We start from the raw sequence: 22,476 nt of genomic DNA, 5'->3' as shown, positions 1-22,476 counted from the left end.
ACAAAACACGCGAGGAATACGCAGAAGACTTGCAATAGCTGTCTGGTCTGAGCGAGGCGCAAGCCGAACATGTTTCCATTTCGCTCATGCGGTTGTGCGGAAAATTGAAAAATTCGATCAAATCCACTAGTGTTCAAAACACGGCAATTTCGCCCGTTTCAATAAAACTATTTATAACTAATCAAATTCGGGCGTTGCCTGTTACACACACTTATTTGAAAGGAATTGAAAATGGCTAATGGCGTTGAAGTGAGCCGCGAAGAGATCGAAGCCTATTTGAACTCACTCGATCTAGGGCAACCAGAACAGGTAAAAGGTATCGATTTTTGCGATGCGTGGCCTGTGGTACGAGTGGTTCTGGAAAAGATCAAGGAAAAGGCGAACGGTGCAACCAAATTTATCATCAAGTGGATCATTGAATTACTTGATGCCTACTACGAGCAAAAGTGTAGCTAACGCTCTGCCCGCTGCGTTCTAAGCAGCGGGTCCCACCCACAGGTCAATTACAAAGCCGCCATCTCGCGCGACTGGGCATCAGAACTATTAAGAATTGCTGGATGTGACTACTTCAGAGTTCCGCGATTTAGTGGGCAATGGCGCGTTGCCTCAACCAATATCGCACTGGCGGGATCGAGCGCTGGAACGCGCGTGATTAGCACCCATTCTGAATACCGAAACCGACCGTCCAGAAAATGTTATGGAAGTGTGAAATATCTGCATAAACCTAGAATTGTGAAGCCACGGCTTGTCCAGAAATGGCGATATGACTCGTGCATTCAAAGCAAACTCGTTGATGAATCAAAACAGTTCAAAGTAAATGTCCCCAAAAGAAAAAACAGCGAGCCGGCTCCCCTAACTCACTGTTTTTACTTTGGTACCCAAGGCCGGACTCGAACCGGCACGGTATCACTACCGGGGGATTTTGAATCCCCTGCGTCTACCATTCCGCCACTTGGGCCACGAACACTGGATTAGCGCCCTACCGAGAGAAGGTCCAGAGGCAAAAAACAACCACTGCTCTGAATGTTTCATCGAAGGAGGTTGACGGTCAGTCGGGTGCATGGTTTGGCTTGCCGCAGCGGTTACCAGGATACTTATTCTTCATGTTGCGATCCCTTTATGACTGGACCATTCGTCTGGCCGAACATCCTCATGCGCTTTGGGCGCTGGCTGTTGTGGCTTTTGTCGAAAGTTCGTTTTTTCCGATCCCACCCGATGTTTTGATGATTCCCATGATCCTTGCGCGTCCGTCGCGGGCCTGGCTGATCGCGACGGTCGCCTTGGTTGCCTCGGTGCTGGGTGGGATATTGGGTTATGCAATTGGGGCATTCTTTTACGAAAGCCTTGGGCAGCCTGTTCTGGAAGCCATGGGCAAAGCCCACGCAATGGAAGAATTCAATACCCGCTTCAATGATTTCGGCTTCTGGGCCGTGCTGGCGGCTGGCGTGACGCCTTTCCCATATAAGGTCATTACCATCATGTCGGGCTGGACCGGGATGCCGATTGGGACGTTCATAGCCACCTCGATCCTGGCACGCGCCTTGCGCTTCTTTCTTGTGGCCGGGCTGCTGTGGAAATTTGGGGAACCCATCCGTGACTTCATCGAAAAACGGTTGGGTTTGATGTTTACCCTATTCATAATCCTGCTGTTTGGCGGCTTTCTTGTGGTGAAATACTTATGACGCGCAAAAGACTTCTGGTTCTGGTTGCCGCATCCGGCTCGGCCGCGTTGCTACTTGGGGCTTGGGGCTTTCAATACATCGGTGGGCTCGCGCCGTGCAAAATGTGCATCTGGCAGCGGTATCCCCATGGTGTCGCAGTGATTCTTGGTGCTCTAGCCTTTGCCTTCCCGGGCGTCCGCCCCCTGCCCCTACTAGGCGCTCTGGCGGCGGCCACAACGGCGGGAATAGGGTTTTACCATGCTGGGGTCGAGCAAGGCTGGTGGGAGGGCCCATCGACCTGCACATCTGGTGATATCGGTGGTCTGAGTGCCGAAGAGTTAATGGATCAGATCATGTCTGCCCCGCTCGTGCGTTGCGATGACATCCCGTGGGAGATGTTCGGGATTTCCATGGCGGGCTGGAATGGATTGATTTCGACGGGTCTGGTCCTGATCTGGATCGCAGCCTGGCGCGCGCGCTAGGGTTCATAGCTGATCCAGTTCGGCATCCCAGTAGAGGAAGTCGATCCAACTTTCGTGCAGATGGTTCGGGGGGAACTTCCGACCGATATTGCGCAAAGCCTCAGCATCCGGCTGACGCGGCGGTTTATTCAGTGACATTCTGGCCTGTCGCAGGGATTTTGAGCCCTTGCGCAGATTGCACGGGCTGCACGCTGCAACGACATTCTGCCAACTTGTGACCCCGCCCGAAGCGCGCGGTACAACATGATCAAAGGTCAGGTTTTCACGGCTGCCGCAGTACTGGCATTTGAATTCGTCCCGCAAGAATAAATTAAAGCGCGTGAAGGCCACGCGCTTTCTGGGTTTTACATAGTCTTTCAGGACAACGACCGAGGGTATTCGGATCTCGGTACTGGGACTGCGGACAACCTCGTCATATTCCGCAACAATATCCACCCTGTCCAGCCAGGCAGCTTTGATCGCCTCCTGCCACGGCCATAAAGACAACGGGTAGTAGGAAAGAGGTCTGTAATCGGCGTTCAAAACCAATGCCGGATGATGCTTGAGCGCACCGGTTTCCCTGACAAATTCGGTCCTGAAGTCTCCGTCCATAACAGAATCGCTCCTCGCTCTGTACTGCCCGTTTGTGACATCAGAGCGGGGAACACCCGCCCCGGCCTTAAGTTAACTATATATCGTGTTAAATCTCTGACAAGTGCCGAGTTCACACAACATCTCGGGTATTGGTTAGGCCGAATACGTAACAGATAAGTGACACTTATCCACAGGTTGCGCAGATGTGGTCTGCAAGCTATGGCGGGGCATGTCCTGGTTCATCCGTTTCAACAAACCATACGATGTGTTGCCGCAGTTCACCGACCGCGCCAATTCTGACTCACCCCGCAGCACGCTCTCGGAATTTATCGACCTGCCCGGTGTCTATCCTGCGGGACGCTTGGACCGGGATAGCGAGGGTTTGATGCTGCTGACTGATAATGGGCGATTGCAGGCGCAGATATCAGACCCCAAGCACAAGATGCCTAAGACATACTGGGTTCAGGTCGAAGGCATTCCCGATACAGCGGCGCTAAAGGCGTTGCGGGAAGGTGTTGAACTTAAGGATGGTTTGACGCGCCTCGCCAAGGTGCGACTGATTGACGAACCCGAATGGCTATGGCCACGCACCCCGCCGATCCGGGTTCGCCAAACGGTGCCCGACAGTTGGGTTGAACTGACGATAAAAGAGGGCCGCAACCGTCAGGTTCGCCGGATGACAGCCGCAGTCGGGCACCCAACTCTACGCCTGATCCGAGCCCGTGTTGGAGATTGGACTTTGGACGGCCTTGATCCCGGTCAGTGGGAAAGCCTGCCGATGCCAGCTGTTGACGCAGCACCGTCGCGCAAGCGGGACCGCCGCCCGCGCCGGTGACAAAAACTGCGTGATGTGATAGGCTTAGGGCATGAAGGTCACACCGGATATCCCTGCCCCGTCTGCCATCCTGGAAGCCGCGCTGTATGTCGACGATCTAGATGCGGCCGAGGATTTCTATGGTCAGATATTGGGGCTAGAGAAAATCCAGCGCGTCACCGACCGCCATGTGTTCTATCGAATCGGCGGGTCTGTCCTGTTGCTGTTCAATGCCAGCGAAACCGAGAAACCGCCAGGCAACCCCGATCTGCCGGTCCCACCGCATGGGGCGCGCGGTCCCAGCCATGTTTGCCTTGTCCTAACCCGAGATGAAATCACCGTGATGCGCAAGCATCTGTTGGACTGGAACATCCCTGTCGATGCCGAGTTCGACTGGCCCAACGGAGCCCGGTCGCTCTATGTACGAGACCCTGCAGGCAACTCGGTCGAATTCTCGGAAGGAAGGCTGTGGGAGTGATCGATCAGCGAAGCGGCTGCTTCTCGCCCCCGATCACACGGTAGATTTCGCTAGAGACAACGCCGACCTCACCAAGTGCCGCCTGAAAAGCAGCCATATGAGGGGTCGCGAAATGGGCCTCAAGCGCGGCCTGATCCTGCCATTCCTCATAGACCCGAAAGCGGGTCGCCTGACCCAGGATTTGACTGAATTCATAGATCAGGCATCCGGGTTCTTTCAGAGTTTCCGCAACCATTTCCTGCGCGGCATCAATGGCTTTCTCGACCGCTGCATCTGAAACTTCGACCACTCCTGTCACGATCAGCATCATGCTCTCCTTAGATCGCCCCGCAAGTCAGAGGCTCAGCTTATCCCGCATGAAGGCCAGCGCAACACTCAAGCCATCCGGAGCAATCCCGTGGCCGGTGCCCTTCATTATATGGGCATAAACCTCTTTGAACCCGGCCGCCTGAAGTGCCTCAGCTGCTTCTGGCAACGATTGCGGCGGTACAACGTCATCAGCATCGCCATGCACCAGCAGGATTGGCATGCGACTTACGGTTTCGTCCGGCAGCAAATCAGGTTCCAGCAAACGTCCCGAGAACGCTACGATCCCGGCCACTGGGTCCTCGCGGCGCGGGGCTACATGTAAGCTCATCATCGTTCCCTGGCTGAAACCGAACAGCACTACCTGCTCTGGCAGGACATCCTCATCCACCATCAGCGCATCAAGGAACGCGTTGAAATCCTCAACCGCCATTTCCATACCCCGTCGGGCTTCCTCCTCGGATGAGCCATCAATCCACGGGATCGGGAACCACTGGAAACCGTTGGGCATACCGATGATCTGTTCAGGCGCGTCCGGAGCTACAAACAACGTATCCGGGAGATGCTCGCCCAACGGATCAGCCAGCCCCAAAAGATCGGCCCCGTTTGCACCATAACCATGCACAAACACCACGACCGAGCGTGTGTCGCCTGAAACCGGCTCTTTCCTGAGCGCGTTCAAAACCCGTGTCATCTGATCCCTTCTCTGTCTTTTGCGACCCGGTAATAGGCCCACAGCACCCGCGCCGCAACCGATCGCCACGGCGACCAGGCTTCAGCTATCTGGCGTAACTCTTTGTCTTTTGGTCGTTCTGACAATTCATAGAGGATGCGTGCAGCTTCCTGTAAGGCCAGATCGCCCGGTGCAATCACATCGGCGCGACCCAGCGAAAACATCGCATAAATCTCGGCGGTCCAGACACCGATTCCCGGTACCTCGGTCAGAATTGCGACCACTTCGTCATCTGGCGTATCACGCAACGCTTTGTAATCGATCCGCGCTTCGGCCAAGGCGCGGGCATAGCGAATTTTCTGACGGCTGAGACCCACAGCGCGCAGATCATCATCAGTGGCCCACATAATCTTGCGCGGACCGGTCAGTTTTGCGTCCTGCAGCCTCTTCCAGATTGCGTTTGCCGAGGCCACGCTGACCTGCTGACTGACAATCGCGCTGAGCAATTGGGCGAACCCGTCAGGCTTGCGCCTGAGTGGCAGAGGTCCGGTTTGCTCCATCGCATAAGCCATCCGGGGGCAGGCCTCAGCCAACCACTCGGCCCCTTCGTTAACGCAGTCCGGTGTTTCGATGATGCGTCCGACGGACATGCGCTCTCCGATAAGTGATCCTTGTCCGCACGTTAGGCGGATGTGCCGCATATGCAACCCGCTTGTGCCAAGTCTCAATCGTAGATAACCATTCGCCCATGACAATGATCGCTGCCACCCCTGACGATAGTCAGGCCAAACGCAACGTTGCCGTTTTGGTGGCAGCACAGGCAATCCTGGGTGCACAGATGCCCATGATGTTCATCGTCGGCGGGCTGGCAGGCCAATCGCTGGCGAGCAACGCTTGCCTTGCGACGCTGCCGATTTCACTGATCGTTCTGGGTTCAATGCTGGCGGCCACGCCGATTTCGGCCATCATGCAACGCTGGGGACGCCGTGCCGGGTTTCTTGTGGGATCAACCGCAGGTGCCGCAGGGGGCGTTATCGGGGCTTACGGGCTTTATCTCGGCTCGTTCCCGATCTTCCTGGTCGGCAGCTTCCTGACCGGCATATACATGAGCGCACATGGCTTTTATCGCTTTGCAGCAGCGGACACCGCCTCTGATGCATTTCGGCCCAAGGCGATCTCATACGTCATGGCCGGAGGGCTTGCGGCGGCGATCATCGGCCCTCAGATCGTCAAGCTGACCTCGCAGGCGTATGTGGTCCCGTTTTTGGGCACTTATCTGGCGGTGATCGCGATCAACGTTCTGGGGTCGGCGTTGTTCTTTTTCCTCGACATCCCGACCCCGCCGAAACCAACCGAAGACGAGCCGAAAGGCCGGACCCGATTGGAACTGCTGAAAACCCCGCGCATCGCAGTGGCGATCATCTGCGCAATGGTTTCCTACGCGCTGATGAACCTTGTAATGACGTCTACACCTTTGGCCGTCGTCGGGTGCGGATATACCGAAGGTGATGCCGCGGATATCGTCACCAGCCACGTACTGGCGATGTACATTCCCAGCTTCTTCACCGGCCACCTGATCGCGCGGTTTGGGGTCGAAAAGATCGTAGCTCTCGGTTTGGCAATCCTTGGCGGTGCAGGCATTGTCGCCCTGCAAGGTGTCGATCTAGGTAACTTTTTCGTCTCCCTGATCCTGCTGGGCATCGGATGGAACTTTGGCTTCATTGGCGCCACCAGCATGTTAGCAGACTCGCATGAAGTGCACGAACGCGGGCGAATGCAGGGCCTGAATGACTTGCTGGTGTTTGGCGGCGTGACCTTTGCTTCGCTTGCCTCTGGCGGATTGATGAACTGCTCGGGCGGTTCAGCGGTCGAGGGTTGGACGGCCGTAAACCTCGCCATGATCCCGCTGCTGACCCTTGCAGGTGGCGCGCTGCTGTGGCTGGTTCTGAGGCCTTCGGACCCACAAACCGTCTGACGTTACCAGCGCCCGGTCGCTGCGGTTTTCATCAGCGTAAACCGACGTCGGATTTCACCCTGATCCAACGCACCTGCGGCCACCCGGTCCGGTCTGGCCAATGCAGTCCGCAACACCCATTCCGTCTGCCACCCCGCATAGAGCGCAGGCCGTGCTTGTGCCGAGATCTCGTTGCGGGTGGACCGCGCTTGCGCCAATCGGTCCAAAGCTTTCTGCGCCAGCGCCCGAACCCCGTTATGGGTTCCGTCCAGCAAAGGAATGCGCCCACGTGCCTCAAGCTCGGGAATTGCGCGCAGCCAATTCGCGATCCCCGCTGCATATCCGAAATCACGCAGAACAGTTTCATCCGCCGAACCCAGAGCCTGCGCCGACACCACCATTAATGTTCCAGCGCTATGGGCAATATAGGCGTCAAAATGCGCCTCATCCTCGAACGGATCACGATAGATATCCCAACGCCTTACGGCCACATATTCATCCAGCAGCGCTGCCAGATGCGGAGAAATCACGCGCGACACAGGTGTGACAACCTCGTGCCGACGAACAGATGGACCTTCGGCAATCTCTTGCAAGGCATCGCGCCACCATTGCAGCCGCATCTCGGCGATCATGCTCTCTTGCGTCACCCACGGGGCACGGGCCACCTCGACGTTCAGCGCATAAATCGGGAACAAAACTGCCCGTGCCTCAACTGGTGCGGCCATGGCAGCCATAAAGCGATCGGGATCGGCCCGATGAACCAGCGCAGCACAAGCCTTGATGTCGTCGTCGAACTCCACCTTATTCGGCGGCCGCTGTCTGCGGGGCGCAATCGCTCACCAGTTTCCACTGAATCGCATCCAGTAGCGCTTCGAACGAGGCATCAATTATGTTCGCACTCACCCCAACCGTAGACCAGCGCCGCCCTTGCCCGTCTTCGCTGTCAATGATCACGCGCGTGACCGCCTCAGTCCCGCCTTGCGTGATACGCACCTTGAAATCGACCAGCCGCATATCAGACAGTATCTGCGAATACTGCCCCAAATCCTTGGCCAGAGCTTTGGCGAGCGCGTTCACCGGACCGCGATCGCTACCGCTTTCATCCAGCGACTCACTTACCGACAGCTTCTTCTCGCCATCCACTTTCACAACAACAACCGCTTCGGACAAGCTGACCATCTTGTTGTATTTGTTTTTCCGGCGTTCAACGGTCACCTTATAGCGCTTGACCTCAAAGAATTCGGGCAATTGCCCCAACTCATCCCGCGCCAGCAGCTCAAAACTAGCCTGCGCGGTGTCATAGGAATACCCCTCGGCCTCGCGCAGTTTTATCCGCTCAAGGATACGTCCCAACGCCGGATCGCCCGCTTCTACGGCCAATCCCGCATCGGTCAGACGTTTACGCAGGTTCGATTGCCCAGCCTGGTTCGACATCGGAATGATGCGCGCATTTCCAACACTTGCCGGATCGATATGCTCATAGGTTGTCGGGTCCTTGAGGATCGCGCTGGCATGCAGCCCGGCCTTATGCGCAAAAGCCGACGCGCCCACATAGGCGCTCTGCTTGCTGGGCACTCGGTTCAGGATATCATCCAGCATCCGGCTGATGCGCGTCAGCCTGGCCAGCGCCTCGGGCATCACTCCGATCTCATAGCACGAGGCATAGGGTTCTTTCAGCATCAGCGTTGGGATCAAAGCGGTCAGGTTGGCATTGCCACAGCGCTCTCCCAACCCATTCAACGTACCTTGAATCTGCCGCGCCCCCGCATCGACTGCAGCCAGCGAGCACGCCACTGCGTTCTCGGTGTCGTTATGCGTATGAATGCCCAGCCGATCCCCCGGCAGACCGGCCGCAATCACCTCGGATACGATCCGCCCGACCTCTGCCGGCAATGCTCCGCCATTGGTGTCACACAGAACCACCCACCTTGCCCCTGCATCGAGCGCAGCGCGGCAGACTTCCACCGCATATTCCGGGTTGTCCTTGTAGCCATCAAAAAAATGCTCGGCATCAAACAGAGCCTCCCGCCCCTGCGCCACGATATGCGCGACCGAGGCGCGAACGTTCTCGGTGTTTTCCTCCAGCGTGATACCAAGTGCGTGGGTCACGTGGTAATCGTGCGATTTCCCAACCAGACAAACGCCTGGTGTTCCCGCGTTCATTACAGCCGCCAGAACGTCATCATTCTCAGCCGACCTGCCCGAGCGTTTGGTCATTCCAAACGCCGTCATACAGGCCGAAGTCTTGGGCGCGGCATCAAAAAACGCACTGTCGGTCGGGTTCGCTCCGGGCCAACCCCCTTCGATGTAATCAATCCCCAGCGAATCCAGAGCCTGCGCGATCTGTACCTTCTCGGCTGTCGAGAACTGTACGCCTTGCGTTTGTTGCCCGTCGCGCAGGGTGGTGTCATAGAGGTAAAGGCGCTCTTTGGTCATTCGACCGCCTCCAACTTCGCAACATCAAAGCCAGCACCTGGCACCAACTCCACACCGTCCTTGCTCATCCGAACCTCCAGCCCTGCGGCGACATAGGCCGCCTTCAGGCGATCGACCTCAGAGAAATCCTTGTTCTGCATCGCAAGAGCGCGGGCATCGGCCAGTTTTTCTGCGTGGGATGACAGATCAGCCACGGCGGTTTGCGCCCAAGCTGCCATTTCATCCGTCAACAGCCCGACCACCTGTGAACTCGCCAGCAATAAAGCAGCGTTGCCGTCAGCAGCCAAACGATGAAGTTCAGCGATGGCACCTGCCGTGTTCATGTCATCGGTAAGCGCATCAATGACCGCAGGTGCCGCGGCGGCAGCGGGCTCGATGCCCGCTGTCAGCGCCCGCCACTTGCGCAACGTTGCCTCGGCTTCGCGCGCCTTCTTCTCGGTCCAGTCCATCGGCTTGCGATAATGGGTCTGCAAGAACACAAACCGGATCACTTCACCCGGCACACCCTGCTCAAGCAGATCATGAACGGTGAAGAAATTGCCCAGCGATTTGGACATTTTCTTGCCCTCGACCTGTAGCATTTCATTATGCATCCAGACACGCGCGAATTCGCCATGCGGGTGGGCACATTTGCTCTGAGCAATCTCGTTCTCGTGGTGCGGGAACATCAGATCGTTGCCGCCACCGTGAATATCAAAGCTCTCGCCCAGCAATTCATAGCTCATGGCCGAGCATTCGATATGCCACCCCGGACGCCCCCGGCCCCATGGGCTGTCCCAGCCGGGCAACTCATCGGTCGACGGCTTCCACAGCACAAAATCCATCGGGTTCTTCTTGTAAGGCGCGACCTCGACTCGCGCCCCGGCGATCATGTCATCAACCGACCGCCCCGACAGCGCACCATAGTGTTCCTTCCAGCTGTCCACCGCGAACAACACGTGACCCTCGGCAGCATAAGCGTGCCCCTTGGCCATCAGGTCTTCGATCATCGCAATCATCTGCGCGATATACTCTGTGGCGCGCGGCATCGCGTTGGGTTCCAACGCCCCCAGCGCGCCCATGTCGTGCAGATACCAGCCGATGGTTTCGTCCGAACGTTCCTGCACCAACTGTTCCAAAGACCCGTCAGCCCCAGCCTTCTTGCGCGACAATGCGGTGGCGTTGATCTTGTCATCCACGTCGGTGAAATTGCGCACATAGGTCACGTGATCAGCACCGTATACATGCCGCAACAAACGATAGAGCACGTCGAACACAACCACAGGCCGTGCGTTCCCCAGATGCGCCCGATCATAGACCGTCGGACCACAGACATACATCCGCACATTATCGGGATCGATCGGCACGAAATCCTCTTTCGTCCGAGTCCTTGTATTGTGCAGTTTGATCGTCGTCATCGGGTCGTGCTCCTGAAACAGCATATACGTCACGCGTTGGCGCGGGCTTAGCAACTTGTCTCAGAGATGAAAACGAAAGAAACCGGCCCGCTTGAGAAATCAGCAGGTAATGCAGCAGATAATGATGCAAGTTTTCCGGTTCATGCGCTTTGCCTAGCACGGGATTGATGCTGAGCCAAGCCTTGAGTTTCAACCTCCACAGAGGCAGTCTGCCCACCATGACCCGTGATTACGTCAATTCCGTATGCGCAGACCTGCCCGGTGCCGAACTTTCGGACCCTTGGGGTGGCGGCCACGACGCATGGAAAGTTGGCGGCAAGATGTTCGCCTGCGTCGGCTCGGTCGGGGATGGTGTATCGGTCAAGACTCCCGACATTGAGACCGCGCAGATGCTGATCGACGCAGGGATTGGCACCAAGGCCCCGTATTTTCACCGCAGCTGGGTTCGCCTGCCGTGGGAAACTGACGCCGACGAGATGCAACATCGCCTGATCACCTCATACGATATCATCCGTGCATCGCTGACCAAGAAGATACAGGCGAGTTTGCCGCCGCGAAGCTGATTGACAAAATTGCTGTGCTTTGCCCCATTCGGCGTCATAGCCGGTCGGGAGAATCCCTTGAAACTATCGCATCGCATTACGCATCTGACCGAGGGTGGATCAGACGGCTGGGAGGTGTTCATCCGCGCGCGTCGGATGATTGCCGAAGGCCATGCCGTTACCGAGTTGACGATCGGCGAGCATGACATTCGGACCGATCAGTCAATATTGTCGGCCATGGAAAGTTCGGCCCGCAGCGGGCACACAGGATACGCGATGGTTCCGGGCACTGATCTGCTGCGTGATACTGTGGCCGCCCGTGTCCAAATGCGAACAGGTGTAGCGACCACACGCAACAACGTTATCATCACCCCTGGCGGTCAGGCCGCATTGTTTGCGGCACACACCGCGCTTTGCGATCCGGGCGATATCGCGCTCTACCTGGATCCGTATTATGCCACCTACCCCGGCACGATCCGTGGCGTTGGAGCGGAAGCCAAACGCATAGAAACACGCGCCGAAGATTTGTTCCAACCTCGCGCTTCCGATATCGATGGCGCGGCAGGCGGGGCGGTGTCGCTGCTGATAAACTCCCCAAACAATCCAACTGGTGTGGTCTATTCCGCCGAAACACTTTCTGCCATCGCCGAGGTTTGTCAGCGCCGCGATCTATGGCTGATTTCCGATGAAGTCTACGATACGCAGGTTTGGGAGGGTGAACACATGTCACCTCGCGCCCTACCCGGCATGGCTGAGCGCACTCTAGTCGTGGGTTCAATGTCGAAATCTCATGCCATGACTGGCTCGCGTTGTGGGTGGATCGTTGCTCCGGAAAGCGTCATCGACCACCTGATCAACTTGGCAACACACACAACCTATGGTGTGCCCGGCTTTATACAGGATGCGGCCAACTATGCGCTGAGCGTGGGACAACCTCTCGAAGACAAAATCGCCGCGCCGTTTCGCCGCCGCCGCGCTCTGGCGATTGAAGTGCTGGCTGCGCAGCAGGTCGTCACCTTAATACCGGCGCAAGGCGCGATGTATCTGATGCTGGATATCCGGGCTACGGGTCTTAGCGGTGATGTGTTCGCAAATGCGCTGCTGGACACGCATGCCATCGCTGTGATGCCCGGTGAAAGCTTTGGTTCTGCCGCCGCAGGTCACATCCGCGTGGCCATGACAATCGATGACGAGAAATTCGTCACATCGCTACAGACCCTATGCGAATTTGCCGCTCAATTGGCAGAGGGATGACAATCGACCACCGAGTTTCAGAAGCGGAATGTGGTGCGCAAGTTGAACACATTTGCGTCGAGGCTTCGACCAGACTCCGGTATATCATCGAAGTTCTGCCGCAGCGCTTCGCCACTGATTACAAACCGATCGCCAAGCGGATAGGCAACACCGATCCCGTAAACGGCTGCCGTATCACTGTCACCCGACGTACTGGCCCGCGCGGTTCCAAGGACGACATAGCCAAGGGCTGATCCAAAATCGTAGCCGCCGCGCAACTTCAATCGCGACATACTATCAAGGCTTCCTTCGGATTGTCCCAGATCAAGATTCAGGCGGTTATATTCCAACTCACCGCCAAGCACGAAATTTCCAAAATCATAGTCGTATCCGATCAGCGGGCCAAAACTGCCCCCGCTTCCGCCTGCCCCTCCGGACCCATCAACATCTGCATAACCAAAGCTGAAACCAGCATACGCCCCTGTCCAGTCTTCTGCCACAACCTGCCCTGCACCTGTTATCAGTGCTGTGGCGAGTGCGGCCAGTAATGACTTCATGCAGACCTCCAAACATCCGTTGCCGGTTTGGGCGCATCCCCGAGGCAGCGATCTGCTGATCAGCCAACCCCAGTATTTACTTAAACCTAAGGTACAAATCCAAATAACTACGTGCAGATTAACAGATTCTTACCGCAATTGGAAAAAAACATTTAGTCACGAGGATTTGCGCCCAGTTCATTTTGACTGACGACCCAATAAAATTAGTCCAAAGTCGCAAACAGAACAGATTGTCCAGAAGTGCATTGAAACAATGGGCGCATCAGACTGAGGAAGTTGATGCATAACGAAGTTTGGAAGATTCGACTGGTCAGCCGCACCATTGGTGCGGATCGCGGTCGTGCGGCACGAGGACGGCCAGCACTGGTCTAGGTACACTCACCCACAACGTACTTTATTGACCGGACACACACATGAACGAACAAACCCGAAACTCATCCCGCAGCGGTGGCCGCGCCGCGCGTCGTGCCGCCCGTGCGTCAGCTCTTCCGGAACATCTTCGCCCGATTCGGCCTGGTATGGAGGGCGGAACCCTGAAGGTTCTGACCCAAGCACAGATCGAACGCATCCACGAGGCCGCTCTGACCGCACTGGAAACCATCGGCCTTGCTGATGCGCCACAAAGTGGGATCGACTATCTCGTGGCTGCGGGATGCACCTTGGGCGACGATGGCCGCATCCGCTTTCCGCGCGCATTGGTCGAGGACACAATCGCCAAGGCCAATCGCTCGATCACTCTGCACAGCCGGGACGGCAAATCGGATCTGGAGCTGTCGGGAACGCGTGTCCATTATGGCACCGCAGGCGCAGCGGTCAGCATGGTCGACGTGCATGGGCAGGAATATCGCGACTCGACCCTGCAGGACCTGCATGACGCGACTCGCATCTGTGAACAGCTTGAAAACATTCACTTTGTTCAACGCCCCATGGTGTGCCGAGATATCGCCGACAACCTTGAGATGGATCTGAACACGGTCTACGCCACCACCTCAGGCACGTTCAAACATATCGGTACGTCGTTCACGGAGCCCAGCCATGTGGCCCCCGCCATCGAGATGCTGCACATGATCGCGGGCGGAGAGGACAAGTGGCGCGAGCGGCCCTTCATGTCCAACTCCAACTGCTTCGTTGTGCCCCCGATGAAATTCGCCACCGAAAGCTGCGAGGTGATGGAAGAATGCATCAAGGCCGGAATGCCGGTTTTGTTGCTTTCTGCGGGCATGGCAGGAGCTACCGCACCCTCGACCGTTGCCGGAGCGATCACACAAGCCACCGCCGAATGTCTGGCGGGTTTGGTTTATGTAAACGCCGTAAAGCCCGGTGCTCCCGCGATTTTTGGCACTTGGCCTTTTGGTCTGGACCTGCGCACGGGTGCAATGTCCATCGGCTCGGGTGAACAAGCTCTGCTAACCGCTGGCTGCGCGCAAATGCACCAGTTCTACGATCTGCCCGGTGGTGCCGCAGCTGGTGCATCGGACGCGAAATTGCCCGACATGCAGGCCGGTTGGGAACAAATGTGTTCGAACGTCATGGCTGGGCTGTCAGGCCTGAACATGGTGTATGAAGCCGCAGGCATGCATGCCTCGTTGCTGGGGTTCTGCCACGAGAGCCTGATCCTGAGCGATGACCTGATCGGACAGGCACAGCGCTGTGTGCGCGGAATCGAGGTAACGGACGAGACGCTGGCACTGGATCAGATGGCCGAAGTCTGCATGGGTGGTCCTGGGCATTATCTTGGCACCGATGCGACGCTAGGCCGTATGCAGGCAGATTACGTCTATCCTACCTTTGGTGACCGATCATCTCCGAAGGAATGGGTTGAGCTTGGCAAACCAGATCTGATCAAAAAGGCAGTGAAGCGGAAGGAAGAGATCCTCGCCGTGCCATCCCCGGCCAGATTCGACCCGCTTTTGGACGCGGAAATTCGCGGCAAGTTCAACATTTACTTACCCGCGTAAGCCGCTGAAAAATAAGCGGCCCGGATATTCCGGGCCGCCAGCATTCCTGCTTGATCAGCCGTTGGACGGCGGCAGCAGGCCCGCTTGTTCAGCGATGGTGATCTCATCCTGATCTAGCGCACCGTCGCCGTTTGCGTCCATCTGCGCAAAGCCTTCGGCATCAACGTCAGGCACGACGGCCTGAACTTCATCGATCGTCAGTACTCCGTCGCCGTTGGTATCGGCGGCGCTTTGGCCGACGGCCAATGTCGGCAGGCCAAGTGCGAAGGTTGAGATAAGGGCCAGAATTTGCGGTTTCATGTTATGCCTCCTGATTGCGTTTTCTTGAGTGTTTGCGTCCGGACAAGCGCCAAAAAAAGGCCATCCTGAAGGCGTGTCACCCGCTCAGATTGATATGGCCGCTTTCAAGCCAATCTCTGCGTGTTTGACTGAGTCGCATCTGCGGAGGCTTGCTGGGCGAAATGGCCAGGACAGGTTTCGGCAACTCTTGCCCGATCCAAACAGGATGATCCGGCAATGCCCTGCTCAAATCCACGACTCGGGGTTGAAAAAAGAAAGGGGGCCGAAGCCCCCTGTCAGTTTCGCCTTCCAGGCTCATTTCGTTGACCGCCCGGTGTTTTTTTGCCTGCGGCCTGGACTGCGCATGGGACGAGCGCACCCGTCCCGTGAGAGAGTGGGAGGGAGCAAATATTCCGCCCCACCCTGTTCCCGGCCGACACGGGCATGTCGGCCGAGTGAAACACGGCATCGATGGTAAGTCTCAGCGCCTTGCTTCGTATTCGTCGGGGCCGGTTACTGTGGCAGCATCCGACCCCTGCACCCCGGGTTGCCGGGGCGCTAAACTCAGCTACACCCGCTTGTCGCGCCGCAGGTGTTGCATTTCATGCAGGTGCCGTTGCGCACCAGCGTGTAGTTTCCGCATTCGCCGCAGGGATCGCCCTCGTACCCTTGCATCTTGGCTTTGGTACGAGCGTCCATTCCGGTCGCAACCGCCGTCTCAGCGGGTGCTTCGAATGTCGCTGCGGTTTCGGCCATACCGGACACGTCGGCTTGACCACCATTGAAGACCATCAGATCCTGCGGTAGCCGCTTGCGCAGATACCCAGTCGAGCTGATTTGTTTCAGCACTTCCAAGGATTTGGTCGCCGCGCTTTCACTGATTTCCGATACGTTGGACAGACCATCCTCTTCGCCGCGACCCAGATCGTCGAAGGTTGCGCCTTCGGGTTTGACATGCGCCAGATCGGTGCGATCCAGATAGGACACGGCCAGTTCGCGGAAGATATAATCCAAGATCGACGTCGCGTTCTTGATCGAGTCGTTGCCTTGCACCATCCCCGCTGGTTCGAATTTGGTGAAGGTAAAGGCATCCACAAACTCTTCCAGTGGCACGCCGTATTGCAGGCCAACCGACACGGCGATGGCGAAGTTGTTCATCATCGCCCGGAAGCCAGCGCCTTCCTTGTGCATGTCGATGAAAATCTCGCCCAGCTTACCGTCTTCGAACTCACCGGTCCGCAGGTAAACCTTGTGGCCGCCCACGATTGCCTTTTGGGTATAGCCCTTGCGGCGATGCGGCAGTTTCTCGCGATGGCTGCGGATCATTTCCTTGACCACAACCTTCTCGATCACCTTCTCGGCCAGAACGACAGCTTTTTCTTGCGTCGAACCGCTTTCCAGAATTTCCGCCGCTTCGTCATCATCTTCGACCAGCGCCGCGGCCAGAGGCTGCGACAGTTTCGAGCCGTCGCGGTATAGCGCGTTCGCCTTCACACCCAGCGACCAACTGAGTTCGTATGCCTTTTGGCAGTCCTCGATGGTCGCGTCATTCGGCATGTTGATCGTCTTGCTGATCGCGCCTGAGATGAAGCTCTGCGCCGCCGCCATCATGGTGATGTGGCTATCAACCCCAAGGAAACGCTTGCCTTTTTTACCGCACGGGTTGGCGCAGTCGAAGATGGCGTAATGCTCTTCCTTCAGATGCGGCGCACCTTCCAGCGTCATGGTTCCGCAAACATGGTCGTTGGCCGCGTCGATATCCGCCTTGGTAAAGCCCAGATGGCGCAGCAAATCGAAAGTCGGGTCATTCAGCTTGGTCGCCGGGATGCCCAGAACACCGGTACAGAAGTCCTCGCCCAGCGTCCACTGGTTGAAGACGAACCGAATGTCGAACGCGCTTTCCAGTGCGGCATCTACTTTTGCCAACTCGTTCGGGCCAAAACCATGACCGGTCAGCGAGGTGTGGTTAATCCCCGGCGCGTTGCCGATGGTGCCATGACCAACCGCATAACCCACGATCTCTTCAATCTGAGCCGAGGAATAGCCCAGCTTTTCCAGCGCCGAAGGCACCGAGCGGTTGATGATCTTGAAGTAACCACCGCCGGCCAGCTTCTTGAACTTGACCAGAGCAAAGTCCGGTTCGATCCCGGTCGTGTCGCAATCCATCACCAGACCGATGGTGCCGGTTGGTGCGATAACTGTGGCCTGCGCGTTGCGATAACCGTTCTTTTCGCCGAGGCTCAGCGCTTCATCCCAAGCTGACATGGCCAGATCGATCAGACGTTTGTCCGGGCAATTGTCGTGATCCAGAGGCACCGGCTTAACAGCCAGTTTTTCATAACCATCGGTCACTCCTTGCGACGCACGACGGTGGTTGCGGATGACGCGCAGCATGTGGTCTGCGTTGCGCTCATATCCTTTGAACGGGCCAAGCTCGCCTGCAATCTCTGCCGAGGTCGCATAAGCCACACCGGTCATGATCGCGGTCAGCGCGCCACAGATCGAACGCCCCTCATCCGAGTCGTAGCTGTAACCCATGTTCATCAACAGGCCGCCGATGTTGGCGTATCCCAGCCCCAAGGTGCGGAAGTCGTAAGAGAGTTTCGCAATTTCCTTAGACGGGAACTGCGCCATGGTCACCGAGATTTCCAGCGTCAGCGTCCACAGACGCGAGGCATGCATATAGTCTGCCGCCTGGAACTCACCATCCTTAAGGAAAGTCAGCAAGTTCATCGACGCCAGGTTACAGGCCGTATCATCGAGGAACATGTATTCCGAGCACGGGTTCGATCCGCGAATCTCGCCGTCTTCCGGGCATGTATGCCATTCGTTGACGGTGTCGTGGAACTGAATGCCCGGATCGGCACAGGCCCATGCGGCGTGGCCCACCTTTTCCCATAGATCACGCGCCTTGACGGTGCGGGCGACCTTGCCATCGGTCCGGTTGATAAGTTCCCAATCGGCATCCTTCTCAACAGCGGTCAGGAACGCGTTGGTCACACGGATCGAGTTGTTCGAGTTTTGACCCGAGACCGAGCTGTAGGCTTCCGAATCCCAGTCAGTATCGTAGGTTGGGAACTCGATGCTGTCGTGCCCCTGCCGCGCATAATCGAGAACGCGCTTGATGTAAGTCTCCGGGATGGCGACCTTTTTCGCCTCACGAACGGCCTTTTTCAGGCTGTCGTTCTTGTTCGGATCATAGGCGTCATCAGCAGCGCCGTCCCATGAGCGAATGGCCTCGAAAATGCCGTTCAGCATCTTCTCGTGCATCTTCGATCCGGCAACGATCGAGGCCACTTTCTGCTCTTCGATCACCTTCCATTCGATGAATTGCTCGATATCGGGGTGATCTGCATCGACGATTACCATCTTTGCTGCCCGACGGGTTGTCCCGCCTGATTTGATCGCGCCAGCGGCGCGGTCGCCGATCTTGAGAAAGCCCATCAGGCCCGAGGATTTGCCGCCACCCGACAGCGCCTCACCTTCTGCGCGCAAGTGGCTAAAGTTGGTCCCGGTACCCGAGCCGTATTTGAACAGGCGCGCCTCGCGCACCCACAGATCCATGATGCCGCCTTCGTTCACCAGATCATCATCGACGGACTGGATGAAACATGCATGCGGCTGCGGATGCTCATAGGCGGATTTCGATTTGGTCAGCTTGCCGGTTTTGTAGTCAACATAGTGGTGCCCCTGCGCCGGGCCATCGATCCCATATGCCCAGTGCAGACCGGTGTTGAACCACTGCGGCGAGTTCGGCGCTGCACGCTGGGTCGCCAGCATATAGCGCATCTCGTCAAAATAGGCGCTCGCGTCCTCTTCAGTCGAGAAATAGCCGCCCTTCCAGCCCCAATAAGCCCACGCGCCGGCCAGGCGATCAAAAACCTGTTTCGATGAGGTTTCGCCATCAAACTCAGCATCTTCCGCAGGAACCGATCGCCACAGGAATTCGGGAACGTCCTTTTCCTTAACCTTCTTCAGCTTGGAAGGAACACCGGCCTTGCGGAAGTACTTCTGTGCGATGACATCGCTGGCCACTTGGCTCCATTTTGCAGGCACTTCGATCTCGTCCAGACGGAACACGATTGTGCCATCCGGATTGCGAATCTCGGATGTTGCAGACACAAAATCCAGATCGCCATATGCATCCTGTCCCGGTTTGGTGAATTTTCTTTCAATCTTCATGTCCGCTGCCCCAGCTTCGATCTGTCCAAATTTCAAGTCCCGGCACTAAATCTTGATGCTGCGGGGTGCCGCCCGCACTACCGACGAATTTGAGACGCAAGGGACCGGACGCTGCCTAGAACAGCGCAGAACCGCGAATACGGTCTACGTCATAGTGGTTTGCTTTCCGTCCCTCGCCCGATGCCTTTTCTGGTCATTGCCTACCAGATTTAGTGGCTCGTCTTTCGGCCCATACAATCTGACGTATATTCCCATAGTTGGTCAACGGGCTTTTTCGGTCATTTTTGGAATCTTTTAGCTTGACCTGTTTTGCTGAACCGGCGGAATTTCGCCGCATCGCGATTCCTCCACAGACATGTCCCGGACGACCAGCCCATTCCGCCTTGATGTGTCAGAGTGATTTCTCGTGTTTTCCGCCACAGTTAGAGGTCATTGATCAACCGATCCCGCGTTAAGGACATGTTCAGAGAATCATCGTCACGACATCGCAGCGCGTGCCATACTTGAAATCACACGACATTTCTGGATGGGAAATCTACTCTACATGCGTTTGATTTCATTGTTAACTATTGTGGCGCTAATCGTGTCCTGCACATCACAGGAAGCACCACCTGCATCTCGCAGCGCGCAATTCGACGGTTATCCGCAGAACCTTTTCAATTCCTTCAGGACCGACTGCGCGGGGCCGGGCGACAAGTATATCAAGACCACCGCAAGCATCTTTGAATGCCGCGAGACCTTGCCGCCCGAGGCAACGGCGTATTTGATTCTCAGCTTCAACGGCTATCCGCAGAACTTGCCGCAAATCGTAACGCGGCTGAGCTCGACCAAGAATCAGGCCGGGTATCGCGTGGACGCAGAGTTGTACTTTCTGGTTCCGCAGAAAGATGGTTCAACTCTTAGAATACCTATTGAAAGCAAAGATTTGGACAGGGATTTTTCCAAACTCTACACCGACTATGGCGGAACGCCAGTGTAGAGGAAAAATGGTCGGGGCGGCAGGATTCGAACCTACGACCCCCTGTACCCAAAACAGGTGCGCTACCAGACTGCGCCACGCCCCGGACCGTGCGCCTTCCTAAACGTGCCGATCTGATTTGAAAAGCCCTAACAGGGCCAAATTGCAGGACCTTGCGAAAAAACTTCGTGGCGCATCTGCGATCCAGGCCGAATGGCGTAACGCTCGGCTAGGCCAGCGTTGATTTCCAGGACTGCATAAACCGAATCGCCGCCTTCGATTGGGCTCAGATCCCCCGGAATTGCACCTTCGTGCACACGCGTCACAGTGCCCGCGCGATCAACAAAGATCATATCAAGCGGAATCAGGGTATTCTTCATCCAGAACGCAACAGGTTGAGGGGGATCAAAAACAAACAACATTCCAGATCTGTTGGGCATGCTTTCGCGAAACATCAATCCGCGCGATCGCTCTTTCGGTGTGATGGCCAGTTCAACGTCGAAACGAACCTCTGCCAGATCATTTCGAAGCTCGACACGATCCGGACGGCATTCAGCCCGCGCGATCCCGCCAATCAAAAAACTCAGGAGCGCCAGTACGAAAGCCGTTCTCATCATTCAGAACCTAGTCGTTCAGGGCCGCTTCCCAGGCCAGAACCTGCGCGGCCATTCTTCCGCGCTTGCCATCAATGACCCGCATGGCCAGCGCTTCGCCCGGTTGCAGATCTGCCAACCCAGAACGACGTAGCACCTCGATATGCAGGAATACATCTTCACTGCTGCCGAAAACATTGGCAAAGCCAAACCCTTTGCCCTTGTCGAACCATTTGACGCGCGCAGCCTCAAGCGGAGCGCTGCCGATCACGGCTGGATCAAGCTCGGCAAAATCGGCCAGCATCATGGTTTCCGCGCGAACAGGCGGGTCAACACTGATCACTTCGACCGCTTGAACACCGCGATCAGTTTTGTGGGTCATGATCTCGATGCCGGCGCCATCCGCGACCGAGCTTTGCCCGAAGTTTCGCAGCACGTTGACGTGCAACAGAATGTCCGGGCCGCCTTCGTCAGACACAACAAATCCGTATCCCTTGGCGGGATCGAACCATTTTACGTGTCCACGGACGCGGTACATGCTGTTCAAATCTTCTGGCACTGTTTTCCCATTACGATAGGCAAGTCGTTAAGGGTTTCTTGTTTATGTTTTGGCTCGCAAATTCAAGCTGAAAAAAGCTATTGTCTGCAAACAGTTGCATTTCACGCAACGCGAACGTCATGGATTTAACCTCAGCACTTGCCAGTCGGAATCGACATTTTGTCGCTTCCACTGAAACCTGTCATGCAACCTGAAGGCACCATCGGCCCAGAACTCGACTTCGACAGGTGTTACACGGTATCCCCCCCAAAATTCAGGGCGAGGCGGGTTGGTACCCAACTTTGCGGTCACTTTAGCCACTTCGGCCATCAGGGATGCACGACTTTCCAGCGGTTGCGACTGGTGTGACGCCCAAGCACCCAAGCGGCTTTTGAGCGAGCGCGAGGCGTAGTATGCGTCCGCCTGCGGCCCATCTTCCTTGGTGATTGTACCACGAACACGGATTTGTCGCCGCAAAGATTTCCAATGCATCACAAAAGCCGCTTTGTGGGCGCTGTCCAACTCCTGAGCCTTTGCGCTGTGATAGTTCGTATAGAAAACAAACGCGTCCTTCTCGATTTCCTTCAGCAGAACCATACGGGCATTCGGCAAACCTTCCGGGTCCACGGTTGCCAAAGCAATCGCATTAGGATCATTCGGTTCGGTCTTTTCTGCCTCGGCCAGCCACCGATCCGCGATTTCAAACGGATCAGCCCCGGCGAAGATGCCATTATGCTCGTTCATTTCCATCCCCAGGAAACAATTAACATGACCCTAAGGCGAGAACCCGCTGCGGGCAAGAGCGCATGGCCTTGAAGCAGGACAATCAATGGCATAAACCAACCGAACACAATGCGACGAC

The 22,476-nt window shown here is 56.6% G+C and carries 23 protein-coding genes and 2 tRNA genes; 10 read left to right on the top strand and 15 right to left on the bottom strand.

Translation table 11 applies throughout. The annotated features are described in order from the left end of the window. The first annotated feature begins 231 nt into the window (after positions 1 to 231). Positions 232 to 456 (top strand): hypothetical protein, encoded by a 225-nt coding sequence (locus ACR0MJ_RS04710; protein WP_170393004.1) that lies wholly within the window; start codon positions 232 to 234, stop codon positions 454 to 456. Positions 457 to 872: 416 nt separating this feature from the next. On the opposite strand, the gene ACR0MJ_RS04705 is transcribed toward ACR0MJ_RS04710, so the two are convergent. Then, positions 873 to 958 (bottom strand) — tRNA-Leu (locus tag ACR0MJ_RS04705). Between the two features lie 145 nt (positions 959 to 1,103). On the opposite strand from ACR0MJ_RS04705, the gene ACR0MJ_RS04700 reads away from it, so the two are divergent. Both ACR0MJ_RS04700 and ACR0MJ_RS04695 read left to right on the top strand, forming a co-directional pair. Then, positions 1,104 to 1,682, top strand: coding sequence for a YqaA family protein (locus tag ACR0MJ_RS04700; protein WP_170393003.1), 579 nt, complete (start codon positions 1,104 to 1,106; stop codon positions 1,680 to 1,682). Further along, on the top strand, positions 1,679 to 2,143 hold the full coding sequence (locus tag ACR0MJ_RS04695; protein WP_170421771.1) for a disulfide bond formation protein B: 465 nt from the start codon (positions 1,679 to 1,681) through the stop codon (positions 2,141 to 2,143). Before ACR0MJ_RS04700 ends, ACR0MJ_RS04695 begins: the two co-directional genes overlap by 4 nt. A 3-nt stretch (positions 2,144 to 2,146) precedes the next feature. Here ACR0MJ_RS04695 and ACR0MJ_RS04690 read toward each other — a convergent pair whose 3' ends face one another. Next, complete coding sequence (locus ACR0MJ_RS04690; RefSeq protein WP_223118015.1) at positions 2,147 to 2,734, bottom strand: HNH endonuclease; 588 nt, start codon at positions 2,732 to 2,734, stop codon at positions 2,147 to 2,149. A gap of 211 nt (positions 2,735 to 2,945) precedes the next feature. Here ACR0MJ_RS04690 and ACR0MJ_RS04685 point away from each other — a divergent pair, with 211 nt between their 5' ends. Together ACR0MJ_RS04685 and ACR0MJ_RS04680 are read left to right on the top strand one after the other, a co-directional pair. Beyond that, positions 2,946 to 3,551, top strand: a complete 606-nt coding sequence (locus tag ACR0MJ_RS04685) for an rRNA large subunit pseudouridine synthase E (RefSeq protein WP_170817796.1) — start codon at positions 2,946 to 2,948, stop codon at positions 3,549 to 3,551. Positions 3,552 to 3,582: 31 nt separating this feature from the next. Beyond that, a complete protein-coding gene (locus ACR0MJ_RS04680; RefSeq protein WP_170405910.1) occupies positions 3,583 to 4,008 on the top strand; it encodes a VOC family protein in 426 nt (141 codons plus the stop codon). 4 nt (positions 4,009 to 4,012) lie between these two features. On the opposite strand, the gene ACR0MJ_RS04675 is transcribed toward ACR0MJ_RS04680, so the two are convergent. Genes ACR0MJ_RS04675 through ACR0MJ_RS04665 form a run of 3 tightly spaced genes read right to left on the bottom strand, consistent with a single transcriptional unit; the run spans position 4,013 to position 5,637 of the window. Then, the gene (locus ACR0MJ_RS04675) at positions 4,013 to 4,315 is read right to left on the bottom strand and encodes a putative quinol monooxygenase (protein ID WP_170405913.1); all 303 of its coding nucleotides are present in this window, start codon (positions 4,313 to 4,315) and stop codon (positions 4,013 to 4,015) included. Between the two features lie 27 nt (positions 4,316 to 4,342). Beyond that, a complete protein-coding gene (locus tag ACR0MJ_RS04670) occupies positions 4,343 to 5,008 on the bottom strand; it encodes an alpha/beta fold hydrolase (RefSeq protein ID WP_170392997.1) in 666 nt (221 codons plus the stop codon). Beyond that, entirely contained in the window at positions 5,005 to 5,637 is a 633-nt protein-coding gene (locus ACR0MJ_RS04665) for a DNA-3-methyladenine glycosylase family protein (protein WP_480759515.1), read from the bottom strand. The genes ACR0MJ_RS04670 and ACR0MJ_RS04665 overlap by 4 nt, the downstream gene beginning before the upstream one ends. 98 nt (positions 5,638 to 5,735) lie before the next feature. Here ACR0MJ_RS04665 and ACR0MJ_RS04660 point away from each other — a divergent pair, with 98 nt between their 5' ends. Further along, positions 5,736 to 6,962 carry an MFS transporter gene (locus tag ACR0MJ_RS04660; RefSeq protein WP_480759513.1) on the top strand — a complete coding sequence of 409 codons (1,227 nt, stop codon included), beginning with the start codon at positions 5,736 to 5,738 and terminating at the stop codon, positions 6,960 to 6,962. Between the two features lie 2 nt (positions 6,963 to 6,964). Here the strand turns inward: ACR0MJ_RS04660 and ACR0MJ_RS04655 are convergent, their stop codons facing one another. Genes ACR0MJ_RS04655 through cysS form a run of 3 tightly spaced genes read right to left on the bottom strand, consistent with a single transcriptional unit; the run spans position 6,965 to position 10,774 of the window. Next, the gene (locus ACR0MJ_RS04655) at positions 6,965 to 7,741 is read right to left on the bottom strand and encodes a squalene/phytoene synthase family protein (RefSeq protein WP_480759511.1); all 777 of its coding nucleotides are present in this window, start codon (positions 7,739 to 7,741) and stop codon (positions 6,965 to 6,967) included. Position 7,742: 1 nt separating this feature from the next. Continuing rightward, positions 7,743 to 9,377 carry a citramalate synthase gene (gene cimA / locus ACR0MJ_RS04650; protein WP_480759508.1) on the bottom strand — a complete coding sequence of 545 codons (1,635 nt, stop codon included), beginning with the start codon at positions 9,375 to 9,377 and terminating at the stop codon, positions 7,743 to 7,745. After that, entirely contained in the window at positions 9,374 to 10,774 is a 1,401-nt protein-coding gene (gene cysS / locus ACR0MJ_RS04645) for a cysteine--tRNA ligase (protein WP_480759506.1), read from the bottom strand. The genes cimA and cysS overlap by 4 nt, the downstream gene beginning before the upstream one ends. Before the next feature lie 218 nt (positions 10,775 to 10,992). Here cysS and ACR0MJ_RS04640 point away from each other — a divergent pair, with 218 nt between their 5' ends. Then, the gene (locus ACR0MJ_RS04640) at positions 10,993 to 11,337 is read left to right on the top strand and encodes an MmcQ/YjbR family DNA-binding protein (RefSeq protein ID WP_170392991.1); all 345 of its coding nucleotides are present in this window, start codon (positions 10,993 to 10,995) and stop codon (positions 11,335 to 11,337) included. Positions 11,338 to 11,394: 57 nt separating this feature from the next. Then, positions 11,395 to 12,570 carry a pyridoxal phosphate-dependent aminotransferase gene (locus tag ACR0MJ_RS04635; RefSeq protein WP_170421790.1) on the top strand — a complete coding sequence of 392 codons (1,176 nt, stop codon included), beginning with the start codon at positions 11,395 to 11,397 and terminating at the stop codon, positions 12,568 to 12,570. A 17-nt stretch (positions 12,571 to 12,587) separates the two neighbouring features. Here ACR0MJ_RS04635 and ACR0MJ_RS04630 read toward each other — a convergent pair whose 3' ends face one another. Beyond that, positions 12,588 to 13,106, bottom strand: coding sequence for an outer membrane beta-barrel protein (locus ACR0MJ_RS04630; RefSeq protein WP_170392989.1), 519 nt, complete (start codon positions 13,104 to 13,106; stop codon positions 12,588 to 12,590). Positions 13,107 to 13,519: 413 nt separating this feature from the next. On the opposite strand from ACR0MJ_RS04630, the gene ACR0MJ_RS04625 reads away from it, so the two are divergent. Further along, a complete protein-coding gene (locus ACR0MJ_RS04625; RefSeq protein WP_170392988.1) occupies positions 13,520 to 15,064 on the top strand; it encodes a trimethylamine methyltransferase family protein in 1,545 nt (514 codons plus the stop codon). A 54-nt stretch (positions 15,065 to 15,118) separates the two neighbouring features. Here the strand turns inward: ACR0MJ_RS04625 and ACR0MJ_RS04620 are convergent, their stop codons facing one another. Beyond that, entirely contained in the window at positions 15,119 to 15,364 is a 246-nt protein-coding gene (locus tag ACR0MJ_RS04620) for an EF-hand domain-containing protein (protein WP_170405941.1), read from the bottom strand. 543 nt (positions 15,365 to 15,907) lie between these two features. After that, positions 15,908 to 19,525, bottom strand: a complete 3,618-nt coding sequence (locus ACR0MJ_RS04615) for a vitamin B12-dependent ribonucleotide reductase (RefSeq protein WP_480759503.1) — start codon at positions 19,523 to 19,525, stop codon at positions 15,908 to 15,910. A gap of 544 nt (positions 19,526 to 20,069) precedes the next feature. On the opposite strand from ACR0MJ_RS04615, the gene ACR0MJ_RS04610 reads away from it, so the two are divergent. Then, the gene (locus ACR0MJ_RS04610) at positions 20,070 to 20,504 is read left to right on the top strand and encodes a hypothetical protein (protein WP_170392985.1); all 435 of its coding nucleotides are present in this window, start codon (positions 20,070 to 20,072) and stop codon (positions 20,502 to 20,504) included. Between the two features lie 8 nt (positions 20,505 to 20,512). On the opposite strand, the gene ACR0MJ_RS04605 is transcribed toward ACR0MJ_RS04610, so the two are convergent. The 4 genes from ACR0MJ_RS04605 to pdxH form a co-directional block, all read right to left on the bottom strand. Beyond that, positions 20,513 to 20,589: transfer RNA gene (locus ACR0MJ_RS04605), tRNA-Pro, on the bottom strand. A gap of 43 nt (positions 20,590 to 20,632) precedes the next feature. Next, entirely contained in the window at positions 20,633 to 21,100 is a 468-nt protein-coding gene (locus ACR0MJ_RS04600) for a DUF192 domain-containing protein (RefSeq protein WP_170392984.1), read from the bottom strand. A gap of 7 nt (positions 21,101 to 21,107) precedes the next feature. After that, entirely contained in the window at positions 21,108 to 21,635 is a 528-nt protein-coding gene (locus tag ACR0MJ_RS04595; protein WP_170662646.1) for a cold shock domain-containing protein, read from the bottom strand. Positions 21,636 to 21,752: 117 nt separating this feature from the next. Then, positions 21,753 to 22,358 carry a pyridoxamine 5'-phosphate oxidase gene (gene pdxH, locus ACR0MJ_RS04590; protein ID WP_170405948.1) on the bottom strand — a complete coding sequence of 202 codons (606 nt, stop codon included), beginning with the start codon at positions 22,356 to 22,358 and terminating at the stop codon, positions 21,753 to 21,755. Between the last annotated feature and the right edge of the window lie 118 nt (positions 22,359 to 22,476).

Source organism: Ruegeria sp. C6 (genome assembly GCF_056537625.1).
The sequence above is the reverse complement of the archived record's forward strand: the minus strand, read 5'-3'. Positions and strand labels throughout refer to the sequence as shown.

Bases quoted from the DNA above. Each gene is read 5' to 3' on its own strand.
- ACR0MJ_RS04690 (WP_223118015.1), bottom strand. From the start codon at position 2,734: ATGGACGGAGACTTCAGGACCGAATTTGTCAGGGAAACCGGTGCGCTC.
- ACR0MJ_RS04685 (WP_170817796.1), top strand. From the start codon at position 2,946: ATGTCCTGGTTCATCCGTTTCAACAAACCATACGATGTGTTGCCGCAG.
- ACR0MJ_RS04675 (WP_170405913.1), bottom strand. From the start codon at position 4,315: ATGCTGATCGTGACAGGAGTGGTCGAAGTTTCAGATGCAGCGGTCGAG.
- ACR0MJ_RS04625 (WP_170392988.1), top strand. From the start codon at position 13,520: ATGAACGAACAAACCCGAAACTCATCCCGCAGCGGTGGCCGCGCCGCG.
- ACR0MJ_RS04660 (WP_480759513.1), top strand. From the start codon at position 5,736: ATGACAATGATCGCTGCCACCCCTGACGATAGTCAGGCCAAACGCAAC.
- ACR0MJ_RS04695 (WP_170421771.1), top strand. From the start codon at position 1,679: ATGACGCGCAAAAGACTTCTGGTTCTGGTTGCCGCATCCGGCTCGGCC.
- ACR0MJ_RS04670 (WP_170392997.1), bottom strand. From the start codon at position 5,008: ATGACACGGGTTTTGAACGCGCTCAGGAAAGAGCCGGTTTCAGGCGAC.
- ACR0MJ_RS04640 (WP_170392991.1), top strand. From the start codon at position 10,993: ATGACCCGTGATTACGTCAATTCCGTATGCGCAGACCTGCCCGGTGCC.
- cimA (WP_480759508.1), bottom strand. From the start codon at position 9,377: ATGACCAAAGAGCGCCTTTACCTCTATGACACCACCCTGCGCGACGGG.
- cysS (WP_480759506.1), bottom strand. From the start codon at position 10,774: ATGACGACGATCAAACTGCACAATACAAGGACTCGGACGAAAGAGGAT.
- ACR0MJ_RS04620 (WP_170405941.1), bottom strand. From the start codon at position 15,364: ATGAAACCGCAAATTCTGGCCCTTATCTCAACCTTCGCACTTGGCCTG.
- pdxH (WP_170405948.1), bottom strand. From the start codon at position 22,358: ATGAACGAGCATAATGGCATCTTCGCCGGGGCTGATCCGTTTGAAATC.
- ACR0MJ_RS04610 (WP_170392985.1), top strand. From the start codon at position 20,070: ATGCGTTTGATTTCATTGTTAACTATTGTGGCGCTAATCGTGTCCTGC.
- ACR0MJ_RS04710 (WP_170393004.1), top strand. From the start codon at position 232: ATGGCTAATGGCGTTGAAGTGAGCCGCGAAGAGATCGAAGCCTATTTG.
- ACR0MJ_RS04600 (WP_170392984.1), bottom strand. From the start codon at position 21,100: ATGATGAGAACGGCTTTCGTACTGGCGCTCCTGAGTTTTTTGATTGGC.
- ACR0MJ_RS04665 (WP_480759515.1), bottom strand. From the start codon at position 5,637: ATGTCCGTCGGACGCATCATCGAAACACCGGACTGCGTTAACGAAGGG.
- ACR0MJ_RS04700 (WP_170393003.1), top strand. From the start codon at position 1,104: ATGTTGCGATCCCTTTATGACTGGACCATTCGTCTGGCCGAACATCCT.
- ACR0MJ_RS04680 (WP_170405910.1), top strand. From the start codon at position 3,583: ATGAAGGTCACACCGGATATCCCTGCCCCGTCTGCCATCCTGGAAGCC.
- ACR0MJ_RS04630 (WP_170392989.1), bottom strand. From the start codon at position 13,106: ATGAAGTCATTACTGGCCGCACTCGCCACAGCACTGATAACAGGTGCA.
- ACR0MJ_RS04615 (WP_480759503.1), bottom strand. From the start codon at position 19,525: ATGAAGATTGAAAGAAAATTCACCAAACCGGGACAGGATGCATATGGC.